The sequence below is a fragment of the Achromobacter sp. GQ309 genome (assembly GCF_059759315.1).
The window spans coordinates 739,854-761,750 of the sequence record NZ_JCAXDP010000001.1 but is presented as its reverse complement, the minus strand read 5'-3'; the positions used below and the strand labels follow the sequence as shown (position 1 = coordinate 761,750).

At 65.7% G+C, this 21,897-nt stretch carries 17 protein-coding genes; 7 read left to right on the top strand and 10 right to left on the bottom strand.

Annotation, left to right across the window (positions count from 1 at the left end; all coding sequences use genetic code 11):
* Positions 1-14 precede the first annotated feature (14 nt).
* A complete protein-coding gene (locus AC6CIE_RS03555) occupies positions 15-1,277 on the top strand; it encodes a nitrate- and nitrite sensing domain-containing protein (RefSeq protein WP_452000898.1) in 1,263 nt (420 codons plus the stop codon).
* Positions 1,278-1,286: 9 nt separating this feature from the next.
* Here the strand turns inward: AC6CIE_RS03555 and AC6CIE_RS03550 are convergent, their stop codons facing one another.
* From AC6CIE_RS03550 to AC6CIE_RS03540, 3 genes are all read right to left on the bottom strand, one after another.
* A complete protein-coding gene (locus tag AC6CIE_RS03550) occupies positions 1,287-2,813 on the bottom strand; it encodes an MFS transporter (RefSeq protein WP_498091175.1) in 1,527 nt (508 codons plus the stop codon).
* A 62-nt stretch (positions 2,814-2,875) separates the two neighbouring features.
* Positions 2,876-3,331, bottom strand: coding sequence for a MarR family winged helix-turn-helix transcriptional regulator (locus AC6CIE_RS03545; RefSeq protein ID WP_498091173.1), 456 nt, complete (start codon positions 3,329-3,331; stop codon positions 2,876-2,878).
* A gap of 100 nt (positions 3,332-3,431) precedes the next feature.
* Positions 3,432-5,549 carry a transcriptional regulator gene (locus AC6CIE_RS03540; protein WP_498091171.1) on the bottom strand — a complete coding sequence of 706 codons (2,118 nt, stop codon included), beginning with the start codon at positions 5,547-5,549 and terminating at the stop codon, positions 3,432-3,434.
* Positions 5,550-5,710: 161 nt separating this feature from the next.
* Between AC6CIE_RS03540 and AC6CIE_RS03535 the strand changes: the two genes are divergently transcribed.
* A complete protein-coding gene (locus AC6CIE_RS03535; RefSeq protein ID WP_056562271.1) occupies positions 5,711-6,559 on the top strand; it encodes a class I SAM-dependent methyltransferase in 849 nt (282 codons plus the stop codon).
* A 207-nt stretch (positions 6,560-6,766) separates the two neighbouring features.
* Here AC6CIE_RS03535 and AC6CIE_RS03530 read toward each other — a convergent pair whose 3' ends face one another.
* A complete protein-coding gene (locus AC6CIE_RS03530; protein ID WP_175121127.1) occupies positions 6,767-7,828 on the bottom strand; it encodes a LacI family DNA-binding transcriptional regulator in 1,062 nt (353 codons plus the stop codon).
* Positions 7,829-7,940: 112 nt separating this feature from the next.
* Here AC6CIE_RS03530 and AC6CIE_RS03525 point away from each other — a divergent pair, with 112 nt between their 5' ends.
* The 5 genes from AC6CIE_RS03525 (at position 7,941) to AC6CIE_RS03505 (ending at position 14,139) form a co-directional block, all read left to right on the top strand.
* Complete coding sequence (locus tag AC6CIE_RS03525) at positions 7,941-8,963, top strand: TRAP transporter substrate-binding protein (RefSeq protein WP_498091169.1); 1,023 nt, start codon at positions 7,941-7,943, stop codon at positions 8,961-8,963.
* Between the two features lie 11 nt (positions 8,964-8,974).
* On the top strand, positions 8,975-10,855 hold the full coding sequence (locus tag AC6CIE_RS03520; RefSeq protein ID WP_175121126.1) for a TRAP transporter large permease: 1,881 nt from the start codon (positions 8,975-8,977) through the stop codon (positions 10,853-10,855).
* 66 nt (positions 10,856-10,921) lie between these two features.
* Positions 10,922-11,461 (top strand): VOC family protein, encoded by a 540-nt coding sequence (locus tag AC6CIE_RS03515; protein WP_175121125.1) that lies wholly within the window; start codon positions 10,922-10,924, stop codon positions 11,459-11,461.
* Positions 11,462-11,485: 24 nt separating this feature from the next.
* Positions 11,486-12,763: a ribulose-bisphosphate carboxylase large subunit family protein gene (locus tag AC6CIE_RS03510; RefSeq protein WP_498091167.1), complete on the top strand. Its 1,278-nt coding sequence runs from the start codon at positions 11,486-11,488 to the stop codon at positions 12,761-12,763.
* Positions 12,760-14,139 carry a four-carbon acid sugar kinase family protein gene (locus tag AC6CIE_RS03505; RefSeq protein WP_239212515.1) on the top strand — a complete coding sequence of 460 codons (1,380 nt, stop codon included), beginning with the start codon at positions 12,760-12,762 and terminating at the stop codon, positions 14,137-14,139. Before AC6CIE_RS03510 ends, AC6CIE_RS03505 begins: the two co-directional genes overlap by 4 nt.
* A gap of 17 nt (positions 14,140-14,156) precedes the next feature.
* Here AC6CIE_RS03505 and AC6CIE_RS03500 read toward each other — a convergent pair whose 3' ends face one another.
* From AC6CIE_RS03500 to AC6CIE_RS03475, 6 genes are all read right to left on the bottom strand, one after another.
* Positions 14,157-15,476 carry an MFS transporter gene (locus tag AC6CIE_RS03500; protein ID WP_239212513.1) on the bottom strand — a complete coding sequence of 440 codons (1,320 nt, stop codon included), beginning with the start codon at positions 15,474-15,476 and terminating at the stop codon, positions 14,157-14,159.
* A 43-nt stretch (positions 15,477-15,519) separates the two neighbouring features.
* Entirely contained in the window at positions 15,520-15,993 is a 474-nt protein-coding gene (locus AC6CIE_RS03495) for a RidA family protein (protein WP_239212511.1), read from the bottom strand.
* The gene (locus AC6CIE_RS03490; RefSeq protein ID WP_239212509.1) at positions 15,990-17,057 is read right to left on the bottom strand and encodes a DUF4392 domain-containing protein; all 1,068 of its coding nucleotides are present in this window, start codon (positions 17,055-17,057) and stop codon (positions 15,990-15,992) included. Before AC6CIE_RS03490 ends, AC6CIE_RS03495 begins: the two co-directional genes overlap by 4 nt.
* A 6-nt stretch (positions 17,058-17,063) precedes the next feature.
* Entirely contained in the window at positions 17,064-18,062 is a 999-nt protein-coding gene (locus AC6CIE_RS03485) for a threonine ammonia-lyase (protein ID WP_239212507.1), read from the bottom strand.
* Between the two features lie 198 nt (positions 18,063-18,260).
* A complete protein-coding gene (locus AC6CIE_RS03480) occupies positions 18,261-19,181 on the bottom strand; it encodes a LysR family transcriptional regulator (RefSeq protein WP_498091164.1) in 921 nt (306 codons plus the stop codon).
* 114 nt (positions 19,182-19,295) lie between these two features.
* The gene (locus AC6CIE_RS03475) at positions 19,296-21,752 is read right to left on the bottom strand and encodes a DNA internalization-related competence protein ComEC/Rec2 (protein WP_498091162.1); all 2,457 of its coding nucleotides are present in this window, start codon (positions 21,750-21,752) and stop codon (positions 19,296-19,298) included.
* Between the last annotated feature and the right edge of the window lie 145 nt (positions 21,753-21,897).

Below are 21,897 nucleotides of genomic sequence, written 5' to 3'. Positions count from 1 at the left end.
GCACAGAGATACCGATGGCCGAACGCCACATGCCGCCGCCGCTGCGCTTCCTGCTCGCCGCCCGCCGCAGCGAGCTTCAGGGACTGGAAGTCCTGGCCGCCACCTGCGACCTGGTGCTGCGCATCAGCGCGCTGGTGCACGCGCTGCAAAAGGAGCGCGGCTACTCCAACCTGACCCTGTGCAGCGCCGCGGACCGGCTGCAGCCGGTGCTGGCCGGCCTGTCGAGCGACGCGCAGGCCGTGGAAGCCGGCGTACGCACATTTCTAGATGGGCTGGAATCCGACCCCGCGGCCGGCAGCGGCCGGGCACGCCTGCTCAATTGCATCGCCTACGCCCTCTTCCGGCTGGACGAGCTGCCGGCCTTGCGCCGCGAGGTCCGCGACCGGCGCGTGGCGGTGGAAGACGCCGATACCCGATTCACCCAGGTGATCGGCAGCCTGCTTGCAGTGGTCTTCGAAGCCGCCGACTCTTCACTCGATCCGGATGTCACGCGCCTGTTGGTGGCGCTGCTGAATTTCATGCAAGGCAAGGAACTGAGCGGCCAGGAGCGCGCCTGCGGCGTCATGGGCTTTACAGCCGGCTGGTTCGACGACGCCCGCAAGGCGCGCATGCTGGGCCTCGCGGCCAACCAGGCCCGCAGCTTCGGCGTCTACTCGCAGTATGTGCAGGGCGCGCCACTGCAGGCGTGGGACCAGATCCAGCAGCAGGCGCAACCCGTGCAACGCATGCGCGACATGGCGCAGCACACGTCGGACGCGCAGCGCGTCGACAGCGGCCTGGCCGAGCTGTGGTTCGACCTGTGTACGGCGCGCATCGACGCCATGCGCAACGTTGAAACCCAATTGGCGCAGGAACTGGCGCAGCAGTGCGCCCGGCGCATCGCCGACACCCGCCAGGAACTGGACGACCGCCGCCTCCTGCTCAGCCGCTACACCGATCATGCCAGCGGCCGCGTCCCCAGCATGGTGTTCAGCGTGCAGAGCCGCATCCTGGACGTGCCGCCCGAGGACGGCGTGGGCGGCGAGCTGGAACGGTCGATTCTGGACATGATGCGCGAGCAGACGCTGCGCATGCAGCAGGCCGACGATGCGCTGACCAGCGTGCGTGGCGCGCTGGACGACAGGAAACGCATCGACCGCGCCAAGCTGCTGTTGATCAGCCGCTACGGCCTGACCGAGCAGGCGGCGCACGAACGCCTGCAACGCGCGGCGATGGACGGCGGCCTGTCGCTGGCAGACGTGGCGCGGCAGATCATCGCGCAGCTGGGCGGCAACTGAACCCTGCCCCTAGCGGAACACGCGCTGGACCAGGCTGACGACGGCCGCCACCAGCGCCACGCCCGCCACGATTCGGAAATGATCCAGGCTGGCCAGCAGCACCGACTGCTGGTCCAGCAATTGCGCGATCTGCGCCGTGGCAAGCTGCTGCGCCTGTGCCGGCCCCGCGGCCGTGGTGAAATAGGCGGTCAGCTGCGCCATCGCCGCCTCGAACTGCGCGTTGCCGGTCGCAATGCTTTCCCGCAGCACCGTGTAGTGCCGCGACGTGAACCACTGCTGGCCGATGGTGGCCAGCATGATCCCCAGCGCCTGGCCGACCTGCGCCAGCATGTTCTTGACCTGCTGCGCATGAGCGAACACTGCCGGGTCGCCCGTCAGGCCCGTAAAGGTCTGCATCGCGGTCGTGGGCATGAGGGTCATGATGAACATGCCGTAGCAGGCCAGCGCGGGAAACACGTCGGTCCACATGTTGGCCGTGGGCGTCAGGCGTGACATCCACACCCCGAACGCCGCCAGCGCCAGGAAGCCGGTCACGAAGAACTTGCGCGGCGAGGGCCAGCGCGGCAGCAATTGCGACATCACGGCCCAGGTCAGCACGCCCGCCCCCAATCCCAGCGCAAAGAATTTGCCCGCGGTGACCCAGGCCTGCCCCAGCGCACGCTGCAGCATCACCGGCACCAGGTAGCCATTGGCGCCGAGCATCACATAGCAGACCGTGAAGAGCGCCAGTCCGCAGAGGAACCGCGCTTCGTTCATGCCGCCCAGCCGGAGCAGCGGCGCGCCGTTGCGCGTTTCCGACCACACGAAATAACCCAGCGCGGCTACCCCCGCCGCCGCCGACAGCGCCAGGAGGCTGCCGTGGCTGAAGAAGTCGTAATAGGCGCGCTGCAACGCATGCAGCACCAGGAAGCTGCCCGCGCCCAGCGCGGCGATCGGCAGCAGGCGCACGTTGCCGGCCAGGACAGATCCCGCCTCGCGTCCCGGCATGGCCAGCAAGACGGGCGCCATCGCCAGCACCGACAACGCCGCGATCAGCCAGAACATCAACGGCCAGCCATCGTGCTCGACCGCCATCGCGGCCAGCCAGGGCGCCAGCGCGGTCCCCAGGCACAGACCGGTCGCCAAGGCCTTGATGCCCAGAAAGCGCGCGGGGCTGGGTGGAATCAGGTTGACGGTCAGCCGGGACGAGGTAAGCATCGCTGCGCAGCCCAGCGCCATCAACACGCGCCCCAACAGGAATTGCGCGGGGTCCTGCGCCAGCGCGCAGACCGCCGCGCCCATGCCGGCGGCGGCCAGCGACGCCAGCAGGTAGGCGCGCAAGCCCAGCCGATGCGTAAGCCAGCCCTGCAACGCGATCATCATGACCGCCACGCAGGCGTAGATGAGCGCGATGTGGGTGTATTCCTCGGGGCTGGCGCCGATTTCTCCCATGATGGGCGCTGCGCCAAAGGTGGCCATGCCGTTCTGCAGGAAGTCGATGAACGTCAGCGCGCCGATGACGAGGAGCAGCGGGACGGAAGGCTTGGGTTGGGACATTATTCACAGCCCAGGCTGTATATGCCTAGGCAGGTATATGGATAAAAAAAGCGCCCGGCAAATTAATCCGGCCGCGCGTTGATCAGGATTCGGGATAGCAGCTTGTGCAGCACTTGCGCCTCTACCTCGGAAAAGCCGTCCAGCAGCCGGCGAAACGCCACTTCGGTGGCTTGGCGCGCCTGCGGAAAAGCCGCCTTGCCCTGTTCGGTCAGCTCGATCAGCGAACTGCGGCGGTCGGCTTCGTTTTCGACCCGGCGAATGAAGCCCTTGGCCACGATCCGATCCAGCAATCGGGTCATGGCGCCCGAGTCATAGGACAGCACCCGGCAGAAGTCGCTGAGCGTGCGGCCCCACCCCTTGACGATGCAATTGAGCACGACGTACTGCTGCACGGTTATCTGCAACGGGGCCAGATCGCGGTCCAGTGCGTCCAGAATGCCGTTGCGCACCGACGTCACCAGGAATCCCAGTTCGCCGGTGCACAGTTCGTCCAGCACAGAAGGAGTTGCGTTGCTCATGATGGGCCCGGCGCGCCGCCGTCGAAATCAATGACGGGATATTAGCTGCCTAGGCAGCTACCTAGCAAGCGAAATCTGGCGATGCGTGGCGAATGCTGCACTATCCGATTCCGATCCGCCGCGCTCCTTCGCGGAACAGCGCCTGCGTGTCGGGCTCCAGCCGGAATGACGCCAGGAAGTCGTCGACCCGGTAGGTCGCCTGCGCCTTGCGAATGGCGGGCAGAAACCCCAGCGCCTCGTCAGTTCGGCCGGCCAGCGACAGGCAGCAGGCGGCAATCGCCAGGATGTGCACGTGCGCGTTGGGGCGCGCGGCGGCCTTGATCGCCCATCCGGCCGCCTCCTCGATCCGGCCCAGCCGCACCAGCGCCAGTGCGCGCACGGCCAGCATGCCGAACAGCAGTGGATCGAAAGGGCTCAAGTGGCGCGAGTGATCGGATGCGCCGATGGCGGCTTGCGCATCGCCCATCTGGCAGTCGACAAAGCCCAGCGTGTAATGGCCCAGCGCGAAGTTGGGGCTGAGGTCCACGGCGATCCGCAGTTCGCTGACCGACTGATCCTGGCTGCCGCGCAGCCACAGCGCCCGCCCCATCGCCCAATGCGCCGCCGGATCGCGGTCATCGGCGATCAGGCTCTGGCCGGCGGTTTCGAACGCCCGGTCGATGGCATCGCCCTGCTCGTCCCAACGCTGGAACGCGGTCTGCCAATGCGTGAACGACAAGCCCGCATAGGCCCGCGAAAACGTCGGATCCAGCCGCACCGCCATCTCGAAGAAATGCCGGGCCTGCTCATTGTCGGTACGGTTGAACCGGTACATATGCCACAGGCCGCGGTGATGCGCCTGCCAAGCGTCCAGCGAATTGGGCGGCGTCAGGATCGCGCGGTTGCGCTCGGCCGCCTCGATCTCGATGTCCACGGACGCCACGATCCGGTTGCCGATCTCGTCCAGCGCCAGCAAGGCGTCATCGAACGGGTGATCCAGGACATCGGCCCAGACGATACGCGCCGTGCGTGAATCGACCAGTTGCACGTCCACGGCAAGGCGCTGACCGTGGCGCCGCAGCGAGCCGCTGACGACATAATCCACGTTGAGCGTGCGGCCCGCTTCCTCCGGTCCGACGCTGCGCTGATCCAGCGCAAACACGGTGCCCTGCGCAATGACGAACAGGCTGCGCAGCTTTGCCAGCCGCGCGATAACGTCAAAGGCCAGGCCGTCCGCCAATCCGCCCCGTACACCGGCCTGCGCGGACCGGTCCACGAACGGCATGACCGCGATGGATGCCCGTCCGCGCCGGTCCGGCGGGAGCTCGGAAAGGCGGGAAAGCAGATCCGCTTCAGGCGTCGGCTGGAGCGGCGGGTCGGCCGTGATCTGCGCGCCTGTCTCGGCCGTGATCGTCGCCCCCGCCTCTCCAGAACGCGGCGCCACCGCAAAAGCCGGATCCAGCGCTTGACCCAAGCCCTGCCCCAACGTCTGCACGCCGCCCGCCCGCCGGGCGCGCACGTCACGCCACGCCTCGCGCAGCGGCCGCCCATCCAGCCCCTCGGCCTCAAACGCGCGCACGGCCGCAGCCAGATGTTCCTCGCCCTCGCGCCACTGCCCGCGCAGGCCCAGCGCGTCCAGCATCAGTTCATGCGCCTGCGCATCGAACGGCGCCAATTGCAGCCACTTGTCCAGGCAGGCGAAGCGTTCTTCCGCGCCCGCCGGCAGGCTTGCGGCCTGGTGCGCCAGCACGGCCGCATGGCAAGCCCGCAGGCGCCGCCGCTGCGCGGTCTGCCAACTATGGAAGAACGGACTGCGGCCGATCTCAAGCCCTTCCAGGAAATCGCCCTGGAACAGCGCCAACAGGGCGCGCAGTCTGTCGGGACCCGCCTTGTCGATGCCGTCCTGCATTGCCGCGCCGATGTCCAGGACATCCACGCGGCAATCGGACAGGTCGAGGCGCACCGCGTCCTGCACCGTCTCGACCCGGCGGCGGCCCGGCTCATCCAGCAGGCCGCGCGCCTTGCTCAGGCACCAGCGCAGCTCGCCGCGCGGATCGTTCGGAATATCCCACAGCAATTCGCACAGGTGCGCCCGCATCACGGCGTTCGGGGCCAGCGCCAGGTAGGCGATCAGCGCCCGCAGCTTGCGCGACGGCGGCAACGCCAGCGGCGCGCCCCCGCGGCTGATCGCCAGCGGTCCCAGCATGCGCACGTGGATGCCCGCGCCGGTCGAATCCACGGCAGATTCCACGCCCGCTACCACGCTCGCCTCCACGCCTGGTTTTTATCGTTGTTTCCGGGGCGCACGGCACGCGAATTCCTTCTCGGCGCTGGTTGCACTACCCCGGCGCGCTGGCAATGGATGCTGTCGCGCACCCCACGCAATAACGGAGAGTCACCATGTCCATTTCCTCCCTTGCCACCAGTGACGTGCGCGAAACCGCACAGCCCGACCTGGCCGCCTTGAAGACCCGCCAGCAGGGCACCTGGTCCTCCGGGGACTACGCCGTCGTCGGCACCACGCTGCAGATCGTAGGAGAACAGCTTTGCGAAGCCCTTGATGTCCGCGCCGGGCAGAAGGTGCTGGACGTTGCCGCCGGCAACGGCAATGCCACGCTGGCCGCCGCCCGCCGCTGGTGCGACGTCACGTCGACCGACTACGTGCCCGCGCTGCTCAGCCGCGGCCGCGAACGCGCCGCCGCGGAACGCCTGAAGATCGAATTCCAGGAGGCCGACGCCGAGGCGCTGCCCTTCCCCGACGCCGCGTTCGACGTCGTCATGTCGACCTTCGGGGTGATGTTCACGGCAGACCAGGACAAGGCCGCGTCCGAGCTGATGCGCGTGTGCAAGCACGGCGGCAAGATCGGCCTGGCCAACTGGACGCCCGACGGCTTCATCGGCCAGATCTTCAAGACCATCGGCAAGCACCTGCCCCCGCCCGCCGGCGTCAAGTCGCCCGCGCTGTGGGGAACCAAGGCGCGCATCGAAGAGATGTTCGGATCGCAAGCCGCGTCGATTCAGTGCGAACCGCGCCACTTCGTGTTCCGCTACCGCTCGCCCGAGCACTGGATGCAGGTCTTCAAGACCTACTACGGCCCGCTGCTCAAGGCCTTCGGCGCGCTGGAACCGGCGGCGCAGACGGCACTGACGGCCGACATCACCGCGCAGATCCAACGCTTCAACCGCTCTGGCGATTCGGCGGTCGTGGTGCCCAGCGAGTACATGGAAATCGTGATCACCCGCCGGTGATCGCGCGGCGAACCCCGCCTCGCAAGAGGCGGGAATGGCCTGGCGGTCGGCTGTGTGGTCCATGGCGCAGCGCCTTCACGGCCGTCCGCCGGCAAGCGCCGGGCAACCGTTGTAGAGGAACCATCCGTTGAAGTAGGCAGCGGCGTGCCCCGCCGCTGCCGCACTGGGTGCGAGCCCATAGCCGAAATAATACGCCCGCCCCCACCCCTACGGCAGGTTCTCCCGGAATATCACCTGGCTGCGCGCCAATTCCACCCCATTCATCGCGCTGCGCTTATCCCGCAGATTGCTGAAAATGCGGACACAGCTCATCAGCGCTTCCATCGGGCTTTGCGTGATCACGGCGTCCATCGTGCCGTCGATCAGCAGCGAACGCGTGTCCGGCGTCAGTCCATGCCCGATGAAAACAACCCGGTGCTGCTGCCCTGCTTCTTTCAGCGCGCGGGCTACACCGTCTGACGCGCCGCCGATGTTGTAAATCCCGGCAAGCTGCGGATACTGCTCCAGCAACTGCCGCGTCTGTTCGTAGTTGCGCTGCGCGTCGTCATAGCCTTCGCGCAGGTCCACCACCTGCATGGCTTGGAATTGTTCGGCGTAGAGCTGCAGAAATCCGCTTTCCCGCTCTTCATGGGCGCGGTAATGCCGCGACCCCGCGATCAGCGCCACATGCGCCGCGCGCATCCCGATAAAGCGCGCGATCAGATAGCCGGCCGTGCGCCCGGCGGCCCGATTGTCCAACCCCACGTAAGCCGTGCGCGCACTGTTGGCGATGTCGGAGATCAGCGTCACCGTCGGCACGCCCTGCTGCGCCAGCGCATTCACGGCCTCGCGCACCACGGGGTGCTCCAGCGCCATGAACGCAATTCCGTCGGCCCGCTTGCCATGTTTGGCCAGCGCCTGCGCCAGCGCATCGGGATTGAAGCTTTCCACGTACTCGACATGGCACTTGGCATTTAACGGCGCAAAGTGCTCGTGCGCAAAGTTGACGGTATCGCCCAGCATGCGCAGATAGCGATTGCTGCCGCGCGGCAGCAGGAACACCAGCCGCATCGGCTCGGGCGCGGGGGCCGCGTACGCCTCTTCGTCCGGCAGGTAATCCAGTTCGATGGCGGCCTTGAAGACCTTTTGCGCCGTGGCCGGGCGCACGCCGGGCCGGCGATTGAGCACGCGATCGGCCGTGGCCGTCGACACGCCCGCGCGGGCAGCCACGTCCGCCAGCTTGGCGAGTCCACGAGAGGAGGCACTTCTATTCACATCAAAAACCATCATGAATAAGATTTGACGATGATAGCGCCTATTCACTATTGTCCACAGTGCCGCAGGGCTAAGGCGGTTTTGTGGCACATCAAAAAACATCATAAGCAAGACAACGGAGACAACCATGAAGCTGCTTACTCGCCGCAGTGCCCTGCGCCGCCTTTGCGCGGTTCCCGCCCTCGCCGTCGCCGGCACCGGCTTTCCGCTGATCGCCCGCGCCGCCGATTTCTCGCTCAAGTACGGCAACAACCTGCCGGTGACGCATCCGCTGAACATCCGCGCCCAGGAAGCGGCCGAACGCATCCTCAAGGAAAGCAACGGCCGCGTCGACATCAAGATCTTCCCGAACAACCAGCTTGGCGGCGACACCGACATGCTGGCTCAGGTGCGCTCGGGCGGCATCGACTTCTTCACGCCGTCCGCCCTGGTGATCGCCACGCTGGTGCCGGTGGCCGCCATCAACGCCGTCGGCTTCGCGTTCAAGGACTACGACCAGGTCTGGAACGCCATGGACGGCACGCTGGGCGCCCACGTGCGCGCCGCCATCGCGCAGCGCAAGCTCTACGCCTTTGAAAAGATGTGGGACAACGGTTTCCGCCAGACCACCAGCAGCAAGGGTCCGGTCAATACGGCCGCTGACATGGACGGCCTGAAGATCCGCGTGCCGGTGAGCTCGCTGCCGATCTCCATGTTCAAGGGCCTGGGCGCCGCGCCTGCCAGCCTGCAGTTCAGCGAGGTCTACTCGTCGCTGCAGACCAAGGTGGTGGACGCGCAAGAAAACCCCCTGCCCATCATCCAGGTCGCCAAACTGTACGAAGTGCAGAAGTACTGCTCGCTGACCAAGCACATCTGGGACGGCTACTGGTTCATCGCCAACGGCCGCATGTGGGAAGGCCTGCCCGCCGACCTGAAGACGGTTGTGGCGCGCGGCATCAACGAAGCCGGCCTGGCCCAGCGCGAAGACATCAAGAAGCTCAACGCCTCGGTGCAGGCAGACCTGGAATCCAAGGGCCTGGTGTTCAACCAGCCGTCCGCCGACAGCTTCCGCGAACAACTGCGCACCGCGGGCTTCTACAAGGAATGGCAAGGCCGGTTCGGCAATGAGGCCTGGGGCCTCCTGGAGCAGTCCGTCGGCAAGCTGGCCTGAGGTCGCGCGCCATGTCCTCCCTGTCCGCTCCCCACGCCGCGGCGCCCGCGCTGCCGGCCAATCCCCTGCGCCGGGCGGCCGGCGCGCTCGACAGCGTGTTGGGCACCGTGGTCGAACACGTTGCCGCAGCCATCGTGCTGGTCGAGATCCTCGTCCTGTTTGCGGGCGTGGTGGCGCGCTACGCGTTCCACAGCCCGCTGGTCTGGTCCGACGAACTGGCGTCGATCCTGTTCCTCTGGCTGTCCATGCTGGGCGCCGTCGTGGCGTTGCGGCGCGGCGAGCACATGCGCATGACGGCGCTGGTGAACAACGTCAGCCCGGCGCGTCGCGCGCAGCTTGAAACCGCAGCGCTTGCGGCGTCGCTGGCGTTCCTGGTGCTGATCCTGGCGCCCGCCATCGAGTACGCGCATGAAGAACACTTCATCATCACGCCGGCGCTGGAACTGAGCAATGCGTGGCGTGCCTCGGCGATTCCGGTTGGCATGGGCCTGATGGGCGTCATTGCGCTGCTGCGCCTCTTGCGCACGCAGCCGCTGCCGCAGGTGGCGATGGCGCTGGCGGGCGTGGCGGCGGTCGTCGGCCTGTTCTGGCTCGCGCAGCCCCTGTTCTCCGGACTGGGCAAGCTGAACCTGGTGATCTTCTTCGTGGGCATCGTCGCCGCCACCGTGTTTTCGGGCGTGCCGATCGCATTCTCGTTCGCGCTGGCCACCTTCTCGTACCTGGCGCTGACCACCAACACGCCGATGGTCGTCATGGTGGGCCGGCTGGACGAAGGCATGTCGCACCTGATGCTGCTCGCGGTGCCGCTCTTCATCTTCCTGGGCTCGCTGATCGAAATGACAGGCATGGCGCGCGCCATGATCCAGTTTCTGGCCAGCCTGCTCGGCCACGTGCGCGGCGGACTGTCCTACGTGCTGATCGGCGCCATGTATCTGGTGTCCGGCATCTCGGGCTCGAAGATCGCCGACATGGCGGCCATCGCGCCCGTGCTGTTCCCCGAAATGAAAAAGCGCGGCGCCAAGCCTGGGGATCTGGTCGCCTTGCTGTCCGCCACCGGCGCGCAGACCGAGACGATTCCGCCGTCCATCGTGCTCATCACCATCGGGTCGGTGACGGGCGTGTCGATCGCCGCGCTGTTTACGGGCGGCCTGCTGCCCGCCGTCGTGCTGGGCCTGGCCCTGTGCGGCGTGGTCTGGTGGCGCTACCGAAAGGAAGACCTGAGCCTCGTCCAGCGCTTCACCTTCAAAGAGATCGGCCGCTTCTTCATGATCGCGCTGCCCGCCGTGGCCCTGCCGTTCGTGATCCGCGCCGCCGTCGTCGAAGGCGTGGCCACCGCCACCGAGGTCTCCACCATCGGCATCGTGTACTCCGTCGTCGTGGGCCTTGTGATCTACCGCTGCTTCGACTGGGCGCGCGTCAAGCCCATGCTGATCGAGACTGCCTCCCTGTCCGGCGCCATCATGCTGATCGTGGGCTGCGCCACCGCGATGGCGTGGGCGTTGACGCAATCGGGCTTCTCGGGCGATCTGGCCAAGCTGATGGCGGGCATGCCCGGCGGCAGCTACGGCTTCCTGGCCGTCTCCATCGTGGCCTTCATCATCCTGGGCAGCGTGCTGGAAGGCATCCCCGCCATCGTGCTGTTCGGCCCGCTGCTGTTCCCGATCGCGGTGCAGGCCGGCGTGCATGAAGTCCATTACGCGATGGTCGTGATCTTCGCCATGGGCATCGGCCTGTTCGCACCGCCCTTCGGTGTCGGCTACTACGGCGCCTGCGCAATCAGCCGCGTCGATCCCAACGAAGGCATCCGCCCGATCTGGGGCTATATCGGCGCGCTGCTGATCGGCCTGATCGTCGTCGCCGCCTTCCCCTGGTTCTCCATCGGTTTCCTGTGACGCGGCGCGGCCCCTTGCGGGCCGCGCCCTTCCCGTCTCTCAGCCACCCTTTTATAAAGATCCAACATGAGTCGTTTCCTGGGCGAGATCCGCCAACTCGGTTATGTCGTGCACGACATCGAAGCCGCCATGGACTACTGGAGCACCAAGCTCGGCGTGGGACCCTGGTACTACAACCCGCGCGTGCCCATCGTCAATTACCAATACGACGGCAAGGGCTATGAACCGCACAACTCCGTCGCCCTGGCCAATTCCGGCTACGTGCAGGTCGAACTGATCCAGACCCGCAACGACGTGCCCTCCATGTACCGAGACTTCCTGCAAGCCGGCCGCACCGGCCTGCAGCACGTCGCCTACTGGACCGAAAGCTACGACGCCGACCTGGAGCGCCTGCTTGCGCAAGGCTTCAAGCCCAAGATGAGCGGTGAAGTCGGCGAGAAAGGCCGCTTCATTTACTTTGACACCGAATACCACCCCGGCACCGTCATCGAGCTCTCCGAAGTGGCCGGCCCCAAAGGCCGCCTCTTCGACCTGATCCGCGAAAGCTCGGTGAACTGGGACGGCAAGGACCCCGTCCGCGCCTTCCCCGACCTGAGCCGCCTCTGATACACCCCTGCCGCACACGCCACCATGAATTCCCAATCGTTTACCGCCACCTACCTGATTGAGACCCCCGTCGACCCCGCCAAGGTTGCGGAGGTCATGGCCGGCGAGCAGTCCTGCGGCACCTTCACGCGCGTGCAGGGCGAAACGGACGAACTGCGCGCCCGCGCCCGCGCCCGGATCGAATCCATCGAAACGCTGGAAACGGTCGACACGCCCAGCCTGCCCAATGCATATCTCGCGCGCCAGCCGGGCGGCATGCCCGGCAAATTTCAGCGCGCGCGGATTCGCATCGCGTTTCCGGTCGCCAACGTGGGCGCCAACCTGCCCACGCTGGCCGCCACGGTCGGCGGCAATCTGTACGACTTGGGCGAAGTCACCGGCCTGCGGCTCGAAAGCATGGAGCTGCCCGCCAACTACCGCGCGCAATTCGACCTGCCCCAGGTCGGCATCGCCGGCACGCGCGCGTTGACCGGCGTGGACAAGGGTCCGCTGGTCGGCACCATCATCAAGCCAAACGTCGGCTTCTCGCCCGAGCAGACCGCGCACCTGGTGGCGCAGCTGTGCGCGGCCGGCGTGGACTTCATCAAAGACGACGAGGTGTGCGCCAACCCGGCCCACGCCCCGCTCGCCCAGCGCGTCGCCGCCGTGATGGCCGTAGTGCGCGCGCACCGCGAACGCACCGGCCGCAACGTGATGGTCGCGTTCAACATCACCGACGAAACCGACGCCATGCGCCGCCACGCCGAACTGATCGAACGCGAAGGCGGCACCTGCGTCATGGCCAGCCTGAACTGGTGCGGCTATTCCGCCATCCAGACTTTGCGCCGCAGCACGCCGCTGGCGCTGCATGGTCATCGCAATGGGTTCGGCGCGCTATCGCGCCATCCGCTGCTGGGCATGGGATTCCAGGCGTATCAGACGCTGTGGCGGCTGGCCGGTGTGGACCACATGCACGTGCATGGTCTGCAAGGCAAGTTTTCGCAGGAGGACAGCGAAGTCGTCGACTCGGCGCGCGATTGCCTGGCGTCGTTGACCCCTGGGATCGACGACGCCGTCATGCCTGCTTTCTCGTCCGGTCAGTGGGCCGGTACGGTGCCCGCGACCTGGACGGCCGTGCGCAGCGACGATCTGCTGTTCATGTCGGGCGGGGGCATTCTGGCGCATCCGGATGGTCCGGCGGCAGGGGTGCAAAGCATTCGTCAGGCGTGGCACGCCGTGCGGGACAACCAGCAGCTGGAAGACTACGCCCGCAACGCGCCTGAGTTGCAGCGCGCGCTGGAGTTTTTTGGAAGCCGCGCATGATTGGCGGCACCGCGCCGCAGGTGTGCTGGTATGGCGACGACTTCACCGGCGCCACTGACACGCTCGCCGAGGTCGCCCGGGCGGGCCTGCGCAGCCTGCTGTTTTTGGGCGTGCCTTCTTCTTCGCAACTGGAACGTGCCGGGCCATTGGATGCCATCGGCATCGCGGGCGCCGCGCGTGGGATGGCCCCGGCGGAGATGGTCGAGGAACTGCGCGCGGTTGGCGCGTTCATGGCAAGCACCGGCGCGCGCGTGCTGCATTACAAGTGCTGTTCGACGTTCGACAGTTCGCCGCATATTGGCAGCATCGGGGTGGCAGTGCGGGAGCTGCGCCGGCATTTTGCGAACCCCATCGTGCCGATCGTTGGCGGGCAGCCCAGCATTGGCCGGTATTGCAGTTTTGGAAACCTCTTTGCGCGCGCGGGGTCTGCGCCGGAGATTCATCGCATCGATCGCCATCCCGTGATGAGCGTGCATCCTGTCACGCCGATGCACGAGGCGGATTTGCGACGGCATTTGGAGGCGCAGGGGTTGGAGGGCGTGCGGTCGGTGCCGCATGTTGCTTATCCCCCGATTGCGAACTTGGCAGTGAACGCGGGCGCCGACCCCGCCGTGAATTCCGGTACGAACATCGCCGAGCTCGATGGGTGGATCGATCAGGTCATGGAAAACGCGGACGGACCGCTGCTCCTGGATCTGGTGGACGAATCGCAGCTCGCCGTGATCGGCCGCCTGATTCAACGCGAGGCAGCCCGCGCCCCGCTCGTGGCCGTCGGCCCGAGCAGCGTGCAGCAAGCCCTGGCCCGCGTCCGGCCCGCCGGACAAGCCCCCGCTACACAACCGGCCCCGCTCGGCCCGTCGGACGGCCCGGTGCTGGTCGTCGCGGGCAGCCTGTCGCCCGTCACCGCGCGACAGATCGCTGCGTGCGAAAGCTATACGCGCCAACCGCTGCAAGTCGTGCGGCTGCTGGCTGATGCCGGCTATGCCGCGCAACAGATCGCGTTGGCCGCCGCGACATTGGCCGAAGGCCGCAACGTCCTGGTGTATACCGACAGGCCTGCCGGCTCGGTCAGCGCGGACCAGACCGCCGCAACAGCCCGCGCCACCGCCAGCCTCGTCGCGGACATCGTGCGCGCCAGCGCAAAGACCGGTCATCGGCTGAACCGCATTGGCATCGCGGGCGGAGACACTTCAAGCCAGGCGACGCTTGCCTTGGGATTGTGGGGGTTGGCGTTTCGCTGCGTGCTGGCGCCGGGGGTGACGGTCAGCGTTGCACGCAGCGACGACCCCGTGATCGACGGAATTGAACTGATGCTCAAGGGCGGGCAAATGGGCGGGGATCGCTTGTTTGATGCGTTGGCCGCAGGCAATGCCTGAGCGGCCAATGCATCGGATCAACGGTTCACCAGCTTCTTGGGCAGCGTCAACGTAAGGGCCGCACCGATCATTGCCACGCAGGCGATAAATATCACGCCATTATCGGTGCTGCCTGTGACATCCTTGACGACGCCGACGACATACGGGCTGACAAATCCGCCCAGTCCGCCGAAGCAGTTGATCAGTGCCACGCCCGCTGCCATGCCGACGCCCGAAAGAAACAGTCCAGGAATCGTGAACAGCATGGACGTCGTGCTGTAGGCGCCAACCGCGGCGATCGTCAGCGACAGAAGCGCCAGCCCCATCGACCCATGGAACCAGACACTGCCAATCAAGCCGACGCACACGCAGGTGAACGGTCCAACCAGATGCCAGCGGCGCTCGCGCATGCGATCAGAACTGCGGCCGATCAGATACATCACCACGAAAGCCGCGGTGAACGGCACTGCGGTGTAAAGACCCACGTGCATGACGTCCCCCACGTTCAGCTGCTGCACAAGCGTGGGTAGCCAGAACGACACGCCGTAAGAGCAGATGGCCGAGCAGAAGCAGATGCTGGTCATCTTCCACACCCGCCGATCTTTCAGCGTGGCCGCGAGCGACACGGTGGACTTGTCGTGACGGGTGAGCTCGCGCTCGGCCTGGAGTTCGCCTTCCACCAGCTCGCGCTCGCCCTGGGTAAGCCACGGGGCAACCGCGGGGCTGTCGGCCAGGTATTTCAGGCACAACAGGCCGAGGATCAGCGACGGCACGGCTTCGATAAGGAACATCCATTGCCAGCCAGCCAACGAGTGCGCACCATGGCCCCATTCGATGATGGCGCCGGAAAGCGGCGCGCCGATCATTCCTGACAACGGCACCGCACCCACAAAAAGCGCCACCATCTTTGCGCGCTTGTTTGCGGGAAACCAATAGGTCAGATACAGGATCACGCCAGGATAGAAGCCGGCCTCGGCCGCGCCCAGCAGGAAGCGCAACACGTAAAACTGCGTCGGCGTCTCGACAAAGGCAAAGCCGGCCGAAATGATGCCCCACAGAATCATGATGCGGGAAATCGTCCGCTTGGCGCCGATGCGCATCATCAGCAGATTGCTGGGCACCTCGAAGATCAGATACCCGATAAAGAACAGTCCCGCGCCCAAGCCATAAACGGCATCGCTGAAGCCCAGGTCGTTCAGCATGTGCAGCTTGGCAAAGCCGATATTGATGCGGTCCAGATACGCCGCCACGTAGCACAACATGAGAAACGGCATGATGTGCAGCGCCACCTTGCGGTAGACGGCATTCCGGTCCGGCGCATTTCCCGCGTAGGCGGGCTGAGTCAGAGTTGCTTGCACGAATTTTCCCCTTGCGGATGTCAGGCGGACGCCCCGCCCTGACTTATGGTTTGAGTTGGAATATGGCTTCGACTTCCACCGCCATGCCCGACGGCAACGACGAAGCGCCGGTGGCGATGCGCGCATGCAGGCCGCGCTCGCCCAGGACAGCGGTCAGCAGATCCGAAGCGCCGTCCAGGACCTTCGAATGGGCATCAAAGTCCTCGGCGCAATTGACCACACCGGCCAGCCGCACCGAGCCGGCGACGCGCGCCAGATCGTCCCCGCAGGCCTGAGCCAGATGGCCGAGCACGTTGAGCGCGCACAGCGCCGCAGCATCGCGGCCTTGCTCGACGCTCAGATCGCGCCCCACGCGGCCCGAGAACTCCAGCACGCCGTTGCGCCGCGGCGCTTGTCCCGCTACGAACAGCAAGTCTCCGGCGCGCACGGCCGGGACGTAGCTGCCGCGCGGCGGATTGACGGTTGGCAATGCAAGTCCCAGTTCGGCCAGCCGACCGGAGATGGTGGTTGCGCTCATTTCAGTTGCCTCCAGTCGCCCTGATGCCCCTGCCAGTTGATCGAGTGACCCAGCGCGCGCATCACACTGCCACGCAGTGCGCGAACCATCCCTGCGTACTCCTGCATGGCAATGCCGTCATGTGCTGGCTCCGGGGCCATGAACATGCCATCCACGCCGCCGCTGGCGACGCACAGCTCGGTGCTGCGGATTTCCAGTTCGGGCTCGTGGAACACCACCGGGTTCTCCAGCAAGGCAGCAAGCGCCGCCACCACGCCCGTTGCACCAAAATTGGAGATGTTCGACACCACCAGCCAGTCGGCAGCCGTGACAGCGGCGACGCCGCCGCGTCCCGGCGTGCCGGTATCCGCGGCCTTGGGTGAAAACCGTGGCAAATCCTCGGCAATCACGCCCATGCCCAGCTCGTTGCCGCCGTCACCGATGCCGATGAACGGAATCTTTGCCGCCTGGATTCTCTCGAACAGATAGTCCAGATTAGCGACCAACCCGTCCAGCGGGCGACCGCCCAACCCGTGGTACAGGCCCTTGGCATTTTTTCCGGGCCGCTCGATTGCGATCGCGGCGCAGGGACGCGTTATTGTCACCAGCGCGTCGCAAACCGCGTGGGCGCCGCGATCGTCCTTGGGGACCGTCTTGATATACACCGGCCGCAAGAAATCGAAGGGCTTGATGACGCCATCTTCCGGAAACGGCATCGGCGCCAGGCCCGCGCCGCGGCAGGTGGCGATCATCATCTCCTCCCAGTCTTCGTCGATGACGATGACGGTCTCGCGACGCAACCCCAGGAAGAAGGCCCGGGCCATCAGCGCGGCACCGATCGGGCCATCGGTTTCGGGCGCACCGCCGCCTTCCGGAAAACCTGTCGCAATCAGGATCGGGCCGGCGCTTTCCTGGGCGGCCTTCTGCAACCGCTCGGCAGCGCCCATGCAGGCATATCCGGGCTGACGCGACTGCAGCGCCTCGTAGAGATTGCCGATCAGTCCCACGCCGGTGTAGTCGACGCGCATGAAGTCGTCGATGGTGCGTGCAACGCGGTGATATGTCTTGGATTCGGAATTCAGCATGATAGGTCAGGCGTTCAACGCCTCGATGAACACAGGGGTATCGACGTTGCCGCCGCTCAGTACGACGACAACGGTCTTGCCCGCAACGTCGATTTTTCCCGCCAGCACGGCGGCAAGCGGCACGGCGCCGCCCGGCTCCACCACCAGACGCAGGTGCTGATACGCGGCTTTCATTGCACGCCTGACCTCGTCGTCGGTGACGACAAGGCTGCCGGAAAGCAGGTCCAGGTTGATCGGAAAGGTCAGCTTGCCCGGCTTGACCACCTGCAGTGCGTCGCAGATCGACTTGGCGCCGGGCGCATTGCTTTCAGGCTGGCCGGATGCCAGCGATCGCGCCAGTTCGTCAAAGCCCGCTGGCTCACCGGCATACACAGCCGTTTCGGGCGACAGCGACTTGACGGCCGTCGCCACGCCAGCAACCAGACCGCCGCCGCTGGACGCCGCAATCACGATGTCCAGCGACGCGCCCATGTCGCGGGCTTGCTCGACGATTTCCAGGCCGACGGTGCCTTGTCCGGCCATGATGTGGGGGTCGTCATAGGGCGGGACGATCACTGCGCCGGTCCTGCCTGCGATTTCCGCGCCAATTGCTTCGCGGTCGTCCTTCTGGCGGTCGTACAGCACCACCTCCGCACCATTCGCGCGTGCGCCCTCAATCTTGGCGCGGGGCGCGTCGGCCGGCATGATGATCGACGCCGAAATGCCTAACGTGCGTGCCACCAACGACGTGGCCAGCGCATGGTTGCCGGATGAAAAGGCCACCACGCCTGCTCGCTTTTCTGCGTCGCTCAGTTGCAGCAACCGATTGACCGCGCCGCGGAACTTGAAGGCGCCGGCGTTCTGCAAGGACTCGGCCTTGATCAACACCCGCGCCCCCGTCAATGCATTGAGCGATGCGCTCTCCAGCAAGGGGGTACGCACGATGTGGGAACGAATGCGTTCGTGTGCCTGCTGCACGTCACCAAGCGTGATGGCAAAGGCGGATGTGGGATCTGCGGAATTCAAGGCTGCTCCAGGCTGAATGGGATTTTGCGCACCCATTACATCCCGGTCGTTTCATAACAACCAATCCTATCTTTGGATAGAAATCAATAAGGCTGTCTTATTGATCGCAGTTTTCCGAGGAGCGTGCACTTTCAGCGGGCGCACGAAGTCCGCAGTTATCAGGGAAACCACTAATACGTTGACGAGGTGAAAGAACTGCTAGAGGCGGGCTTTTCTTCGCCCACGCGGATTGCCAGCGGATGAAGCCCGCGCAATCTCGCCGGCAAGCTCGGACAACGCATCTTTCGTCTGTTGGTCACTGCCTGGCGCATAAGCCACGGCAAAGGACAGATCACGCAGTTGCATCTGCGCCCGCCGAACCTTCAACCGCCCCTGCGCCACTTCCTTCGCTACCGCCAACCGCGGGACGACGCATACGCCATAGCCATCCTCTGCCATGCGAACGATGGTGGACAGGGACCAGTTGGTGAAGATCCGAGGCGCGCCATGCTCGGGGGTGGTCAGCTCCCGATGAAGAAACGTATACGGGTAGGTTCGCTTGGGAAAAGTGATCAGAGGATGGCGCGCTACCTCGCTATTCGACAAAGGTTCTTTCCCCACTTTCAGCGAAGGCGCCGAAAGAAAGTTGAGTTCGTAGCTGCAAAGCGGCCTTTCAATCAGCACATCGTCATTCAATGGCCCGAGCAGGAAAGCCATGTCCAACTCACCCGACTTCAAGTCTTCGCGCAGGGTGGGCGTGATATCCACGACAAAATCGATGATCACGTTGGGATAGCGCTTGCGGCATTGCTCCAGGAACTCCACCAGCCAGGTATGAACGATGGTTTCGGCAACGCCCAGGCGAATGACTCCACTGATCGCCTGCTCTTCGGCTACCTTCATCATCATTTCCGAATGCAGCGCCATGAAACGCTCGGCGTACCCGTACAGGACGCGGCCCTTCGCGGTGAGCTTTACCGCGCGAGACGTCCGGTCCAACGCCTTGATACCCAGTTCCTTCTCCAACGCCGCAATGCGTTGTGAGACTGCAGGCTGAGTCGTGTGCAGTTTTGCCGCAGCTTTGTTGAAGCTGCTGAAGTTGACCACCCAGTAAAAGACCTCAAGGCTTTTGAAATTCATTTGGATTTTGCGTCAGCGGGAGAGTTCGGCGGCGCCGATTCGATGGCTATTGTGCAGCCTGCAATTCAACCGCAGGCGCACGGCTCGAATTTTATAATCCCGCTTGTCAGGCAGTTATTTCCCATGCCAATACCGCCCACCCCGCTCCCGCTGCCCCCAAACCTCCAACCCGCCGGGACCTGATTCCGCCATCACCGCCCCATGCTTGTCGCTCCGCCAGAACCTGCCGCCAGCCCGCATCCACCGCAGCTCCACCGCCCGCGCCGGATGCTTGAACCGATTCAGATGTCCCGCCTGCGCGATGACGTGCCTGGCCTGCGTGGCCGCCACCAATTCACGGCTGGACGATGACGCCGAACCATGATGCGGCGCCAGGACGACGTCCGCATCCGCCAGCCCCTGCTCGACCAGGGCCCGCTCTTGCGCCACGCCCACATCACCGGTCAGCAGCAGGGAATGGTCTTTACCCTCCACGCGCAGCACACAACTGTCGGCATTGCGGTCATCCGCCTTCGCGTTGCGTTCTGACGGCCCCGGATGCAGGAAAGTGAACACCACCCCATCCGCTTCCCATCGCAGTCCGCGTTCACAACGCACCATCTCATCAGGCAGTACCGGCCGCGCATTGCCCACGTCGGGCCACATGCGGGCGTCCCGCCGCACGTACGTCGGAAGATCGAAGGACGTAAAGCTTCGCGCCACCGGCACCGCCGCCAGCACGGCACGCGTGCCGCCAACATGATCCATATCCGCGTGCGACAGTACCAGCACGTCCAGCCGTCCGATCCCCCGGGACTGCAGGAATGGCGCGACCACCCGTTCGCCCGCATCGCTGCCGCCATAGCTGCGCGGCCCGGCGTCAAACAGCAGCGATTGATTGGCCGTCTCCACCAGGATCGCGCTGCCCTGCCCTACGTCCATCGCGCTCATGCGCCAGTAGCCGGGTTCGGGCTTGTCCGGCCGCCAGAACAGCAACGGCAACATGCAGACCCATCCCAGATGACGCCCCGGCCACCCGCGTGCCTGCAACGCCCACGCCATGCCCGCGACCGCCAGCAGCAGCCACATCCACCCAGCGGCCGCAACCGGCACGCTGGCCCAGCTTGCGTTGCCCACCCATGCCACGGGCACCATGGTGAGGTCGAAAGAGTCCAGTCCTGCCTGCCCTGCCCACGCCGCCAACGTCTCGGCACCCGGCAGGCACGACAGCGCCGCGCACAGCAACGCCAGCGGCGTCACGATAAAGGTCACAACGGGTATGGCCACGGCATTGGCCAAAGGCGAGCCCAGCGACACCTGATGCACCAGATATGCCAGCAACGGCATCAGCCCAATCGTCACCAGCAATTGCACGCGCACGGCCTGCCCCAGCCGCGTCGCGCAGCGCGCGCGCCAGCCGGCGTCGACATCAATCGGCGCGGCAGCGATGCGCAACAACACTGCCACCGCGCCGAACGACAACCAGAAGCCCGCTGCCATTGGCGCCCACGGGTCCAGCGCCACCACGGCTGCCGCTGCACACGCCAGCACACGACCGCCCGACAACGGCAGCCGAGACAACGCCGCCGCCAGCACCACCAGCAACATGAAGAACGTGCGGCGCGCCGGCACGCCCCACCCCGCAAGCAGGCAATACAACAGCGCAACCAACGCGGCCACCGCCCCGCCGGCGATGCGGGCCGGCATGCGCTCCGCCATTCCCACTCCGCGCCAGCGCAGACGTCGCCACAGCGCCGACGCGAGCAGACCGCCAATGCCCGCAATCGATGTCACATGCATGCCGCTGATCGACACAAGATGCGTGATGCCGCTGCGGTTGAATATCCGCCAGTCGTCGCGCGACACACCAGCCTGATCGCCAATTGCCAACGCAATCAGCACCGGCGCATAACGATGCGCGCCCAGCGCCGCACGCATGCCTTCGCGCACGTGATGCCGCGCACGTTCAATTGCGATGCCGGGCGACGCCCAAGGCCGGTCGTCCAGCAACACAGGCTGTCCACGCACGGTGCCGGTTGCCCGCACGCCGCTGGCAAACATGCGCCCTTCCGTGTCGGGTCCGGCCGGGTTGAGCAGGCCATGTGGTCTGCGCAGCACCAGCGCCATCCGCCAGACCTGCCCCGGCAGCACCTGCGGCACACGTTGGTTGGCGCCGGCGCCCGCCTGCCAGGTGACCTGGATCCGATTCGGGATGCCCGATCGTGCCGGCTCAGCCAGTTCGGCCAGAAAGCGCTGACGCTGCGCGTCGCCGTCCGGCAACGCCACCACGCGCAAGACTAGACGCGACACCTCGTTTTGGTGAACCTCCGCCAGCGCATCGTCAAGGCGATGCTGTGCTTGCAGCGCGGCATTCAGCACGCCCGCCAACAACCCCGCCATCACCGCTGCCCCGGTCGCCGCGAGGGGACGCGTTGCCCCCGACGTGAACCAGAGCGCCCCTGCACAACCGCATGCGAGGATCCACAGCGCGTACGCCGGCGGCAGGGTAGGCAGAATCTGCACCCACGCAGCGCCCGCCACGAATGCGAGACAAAATGATCGCCCGTTGATGTCGGCCTCCCGAAAGCTCACAGCCTAGGGGGACAGAAACGCAGCTGATCGCGCAGTGAACGCGTTTGTCCACCCCGGCTGACCGCAAGGCCTGCGCCGAGACCCTTACCCCGCTGATTGATCCGCAACCCCACCCAGGCACGCCACTTGCTGAGTCTCCAATTCC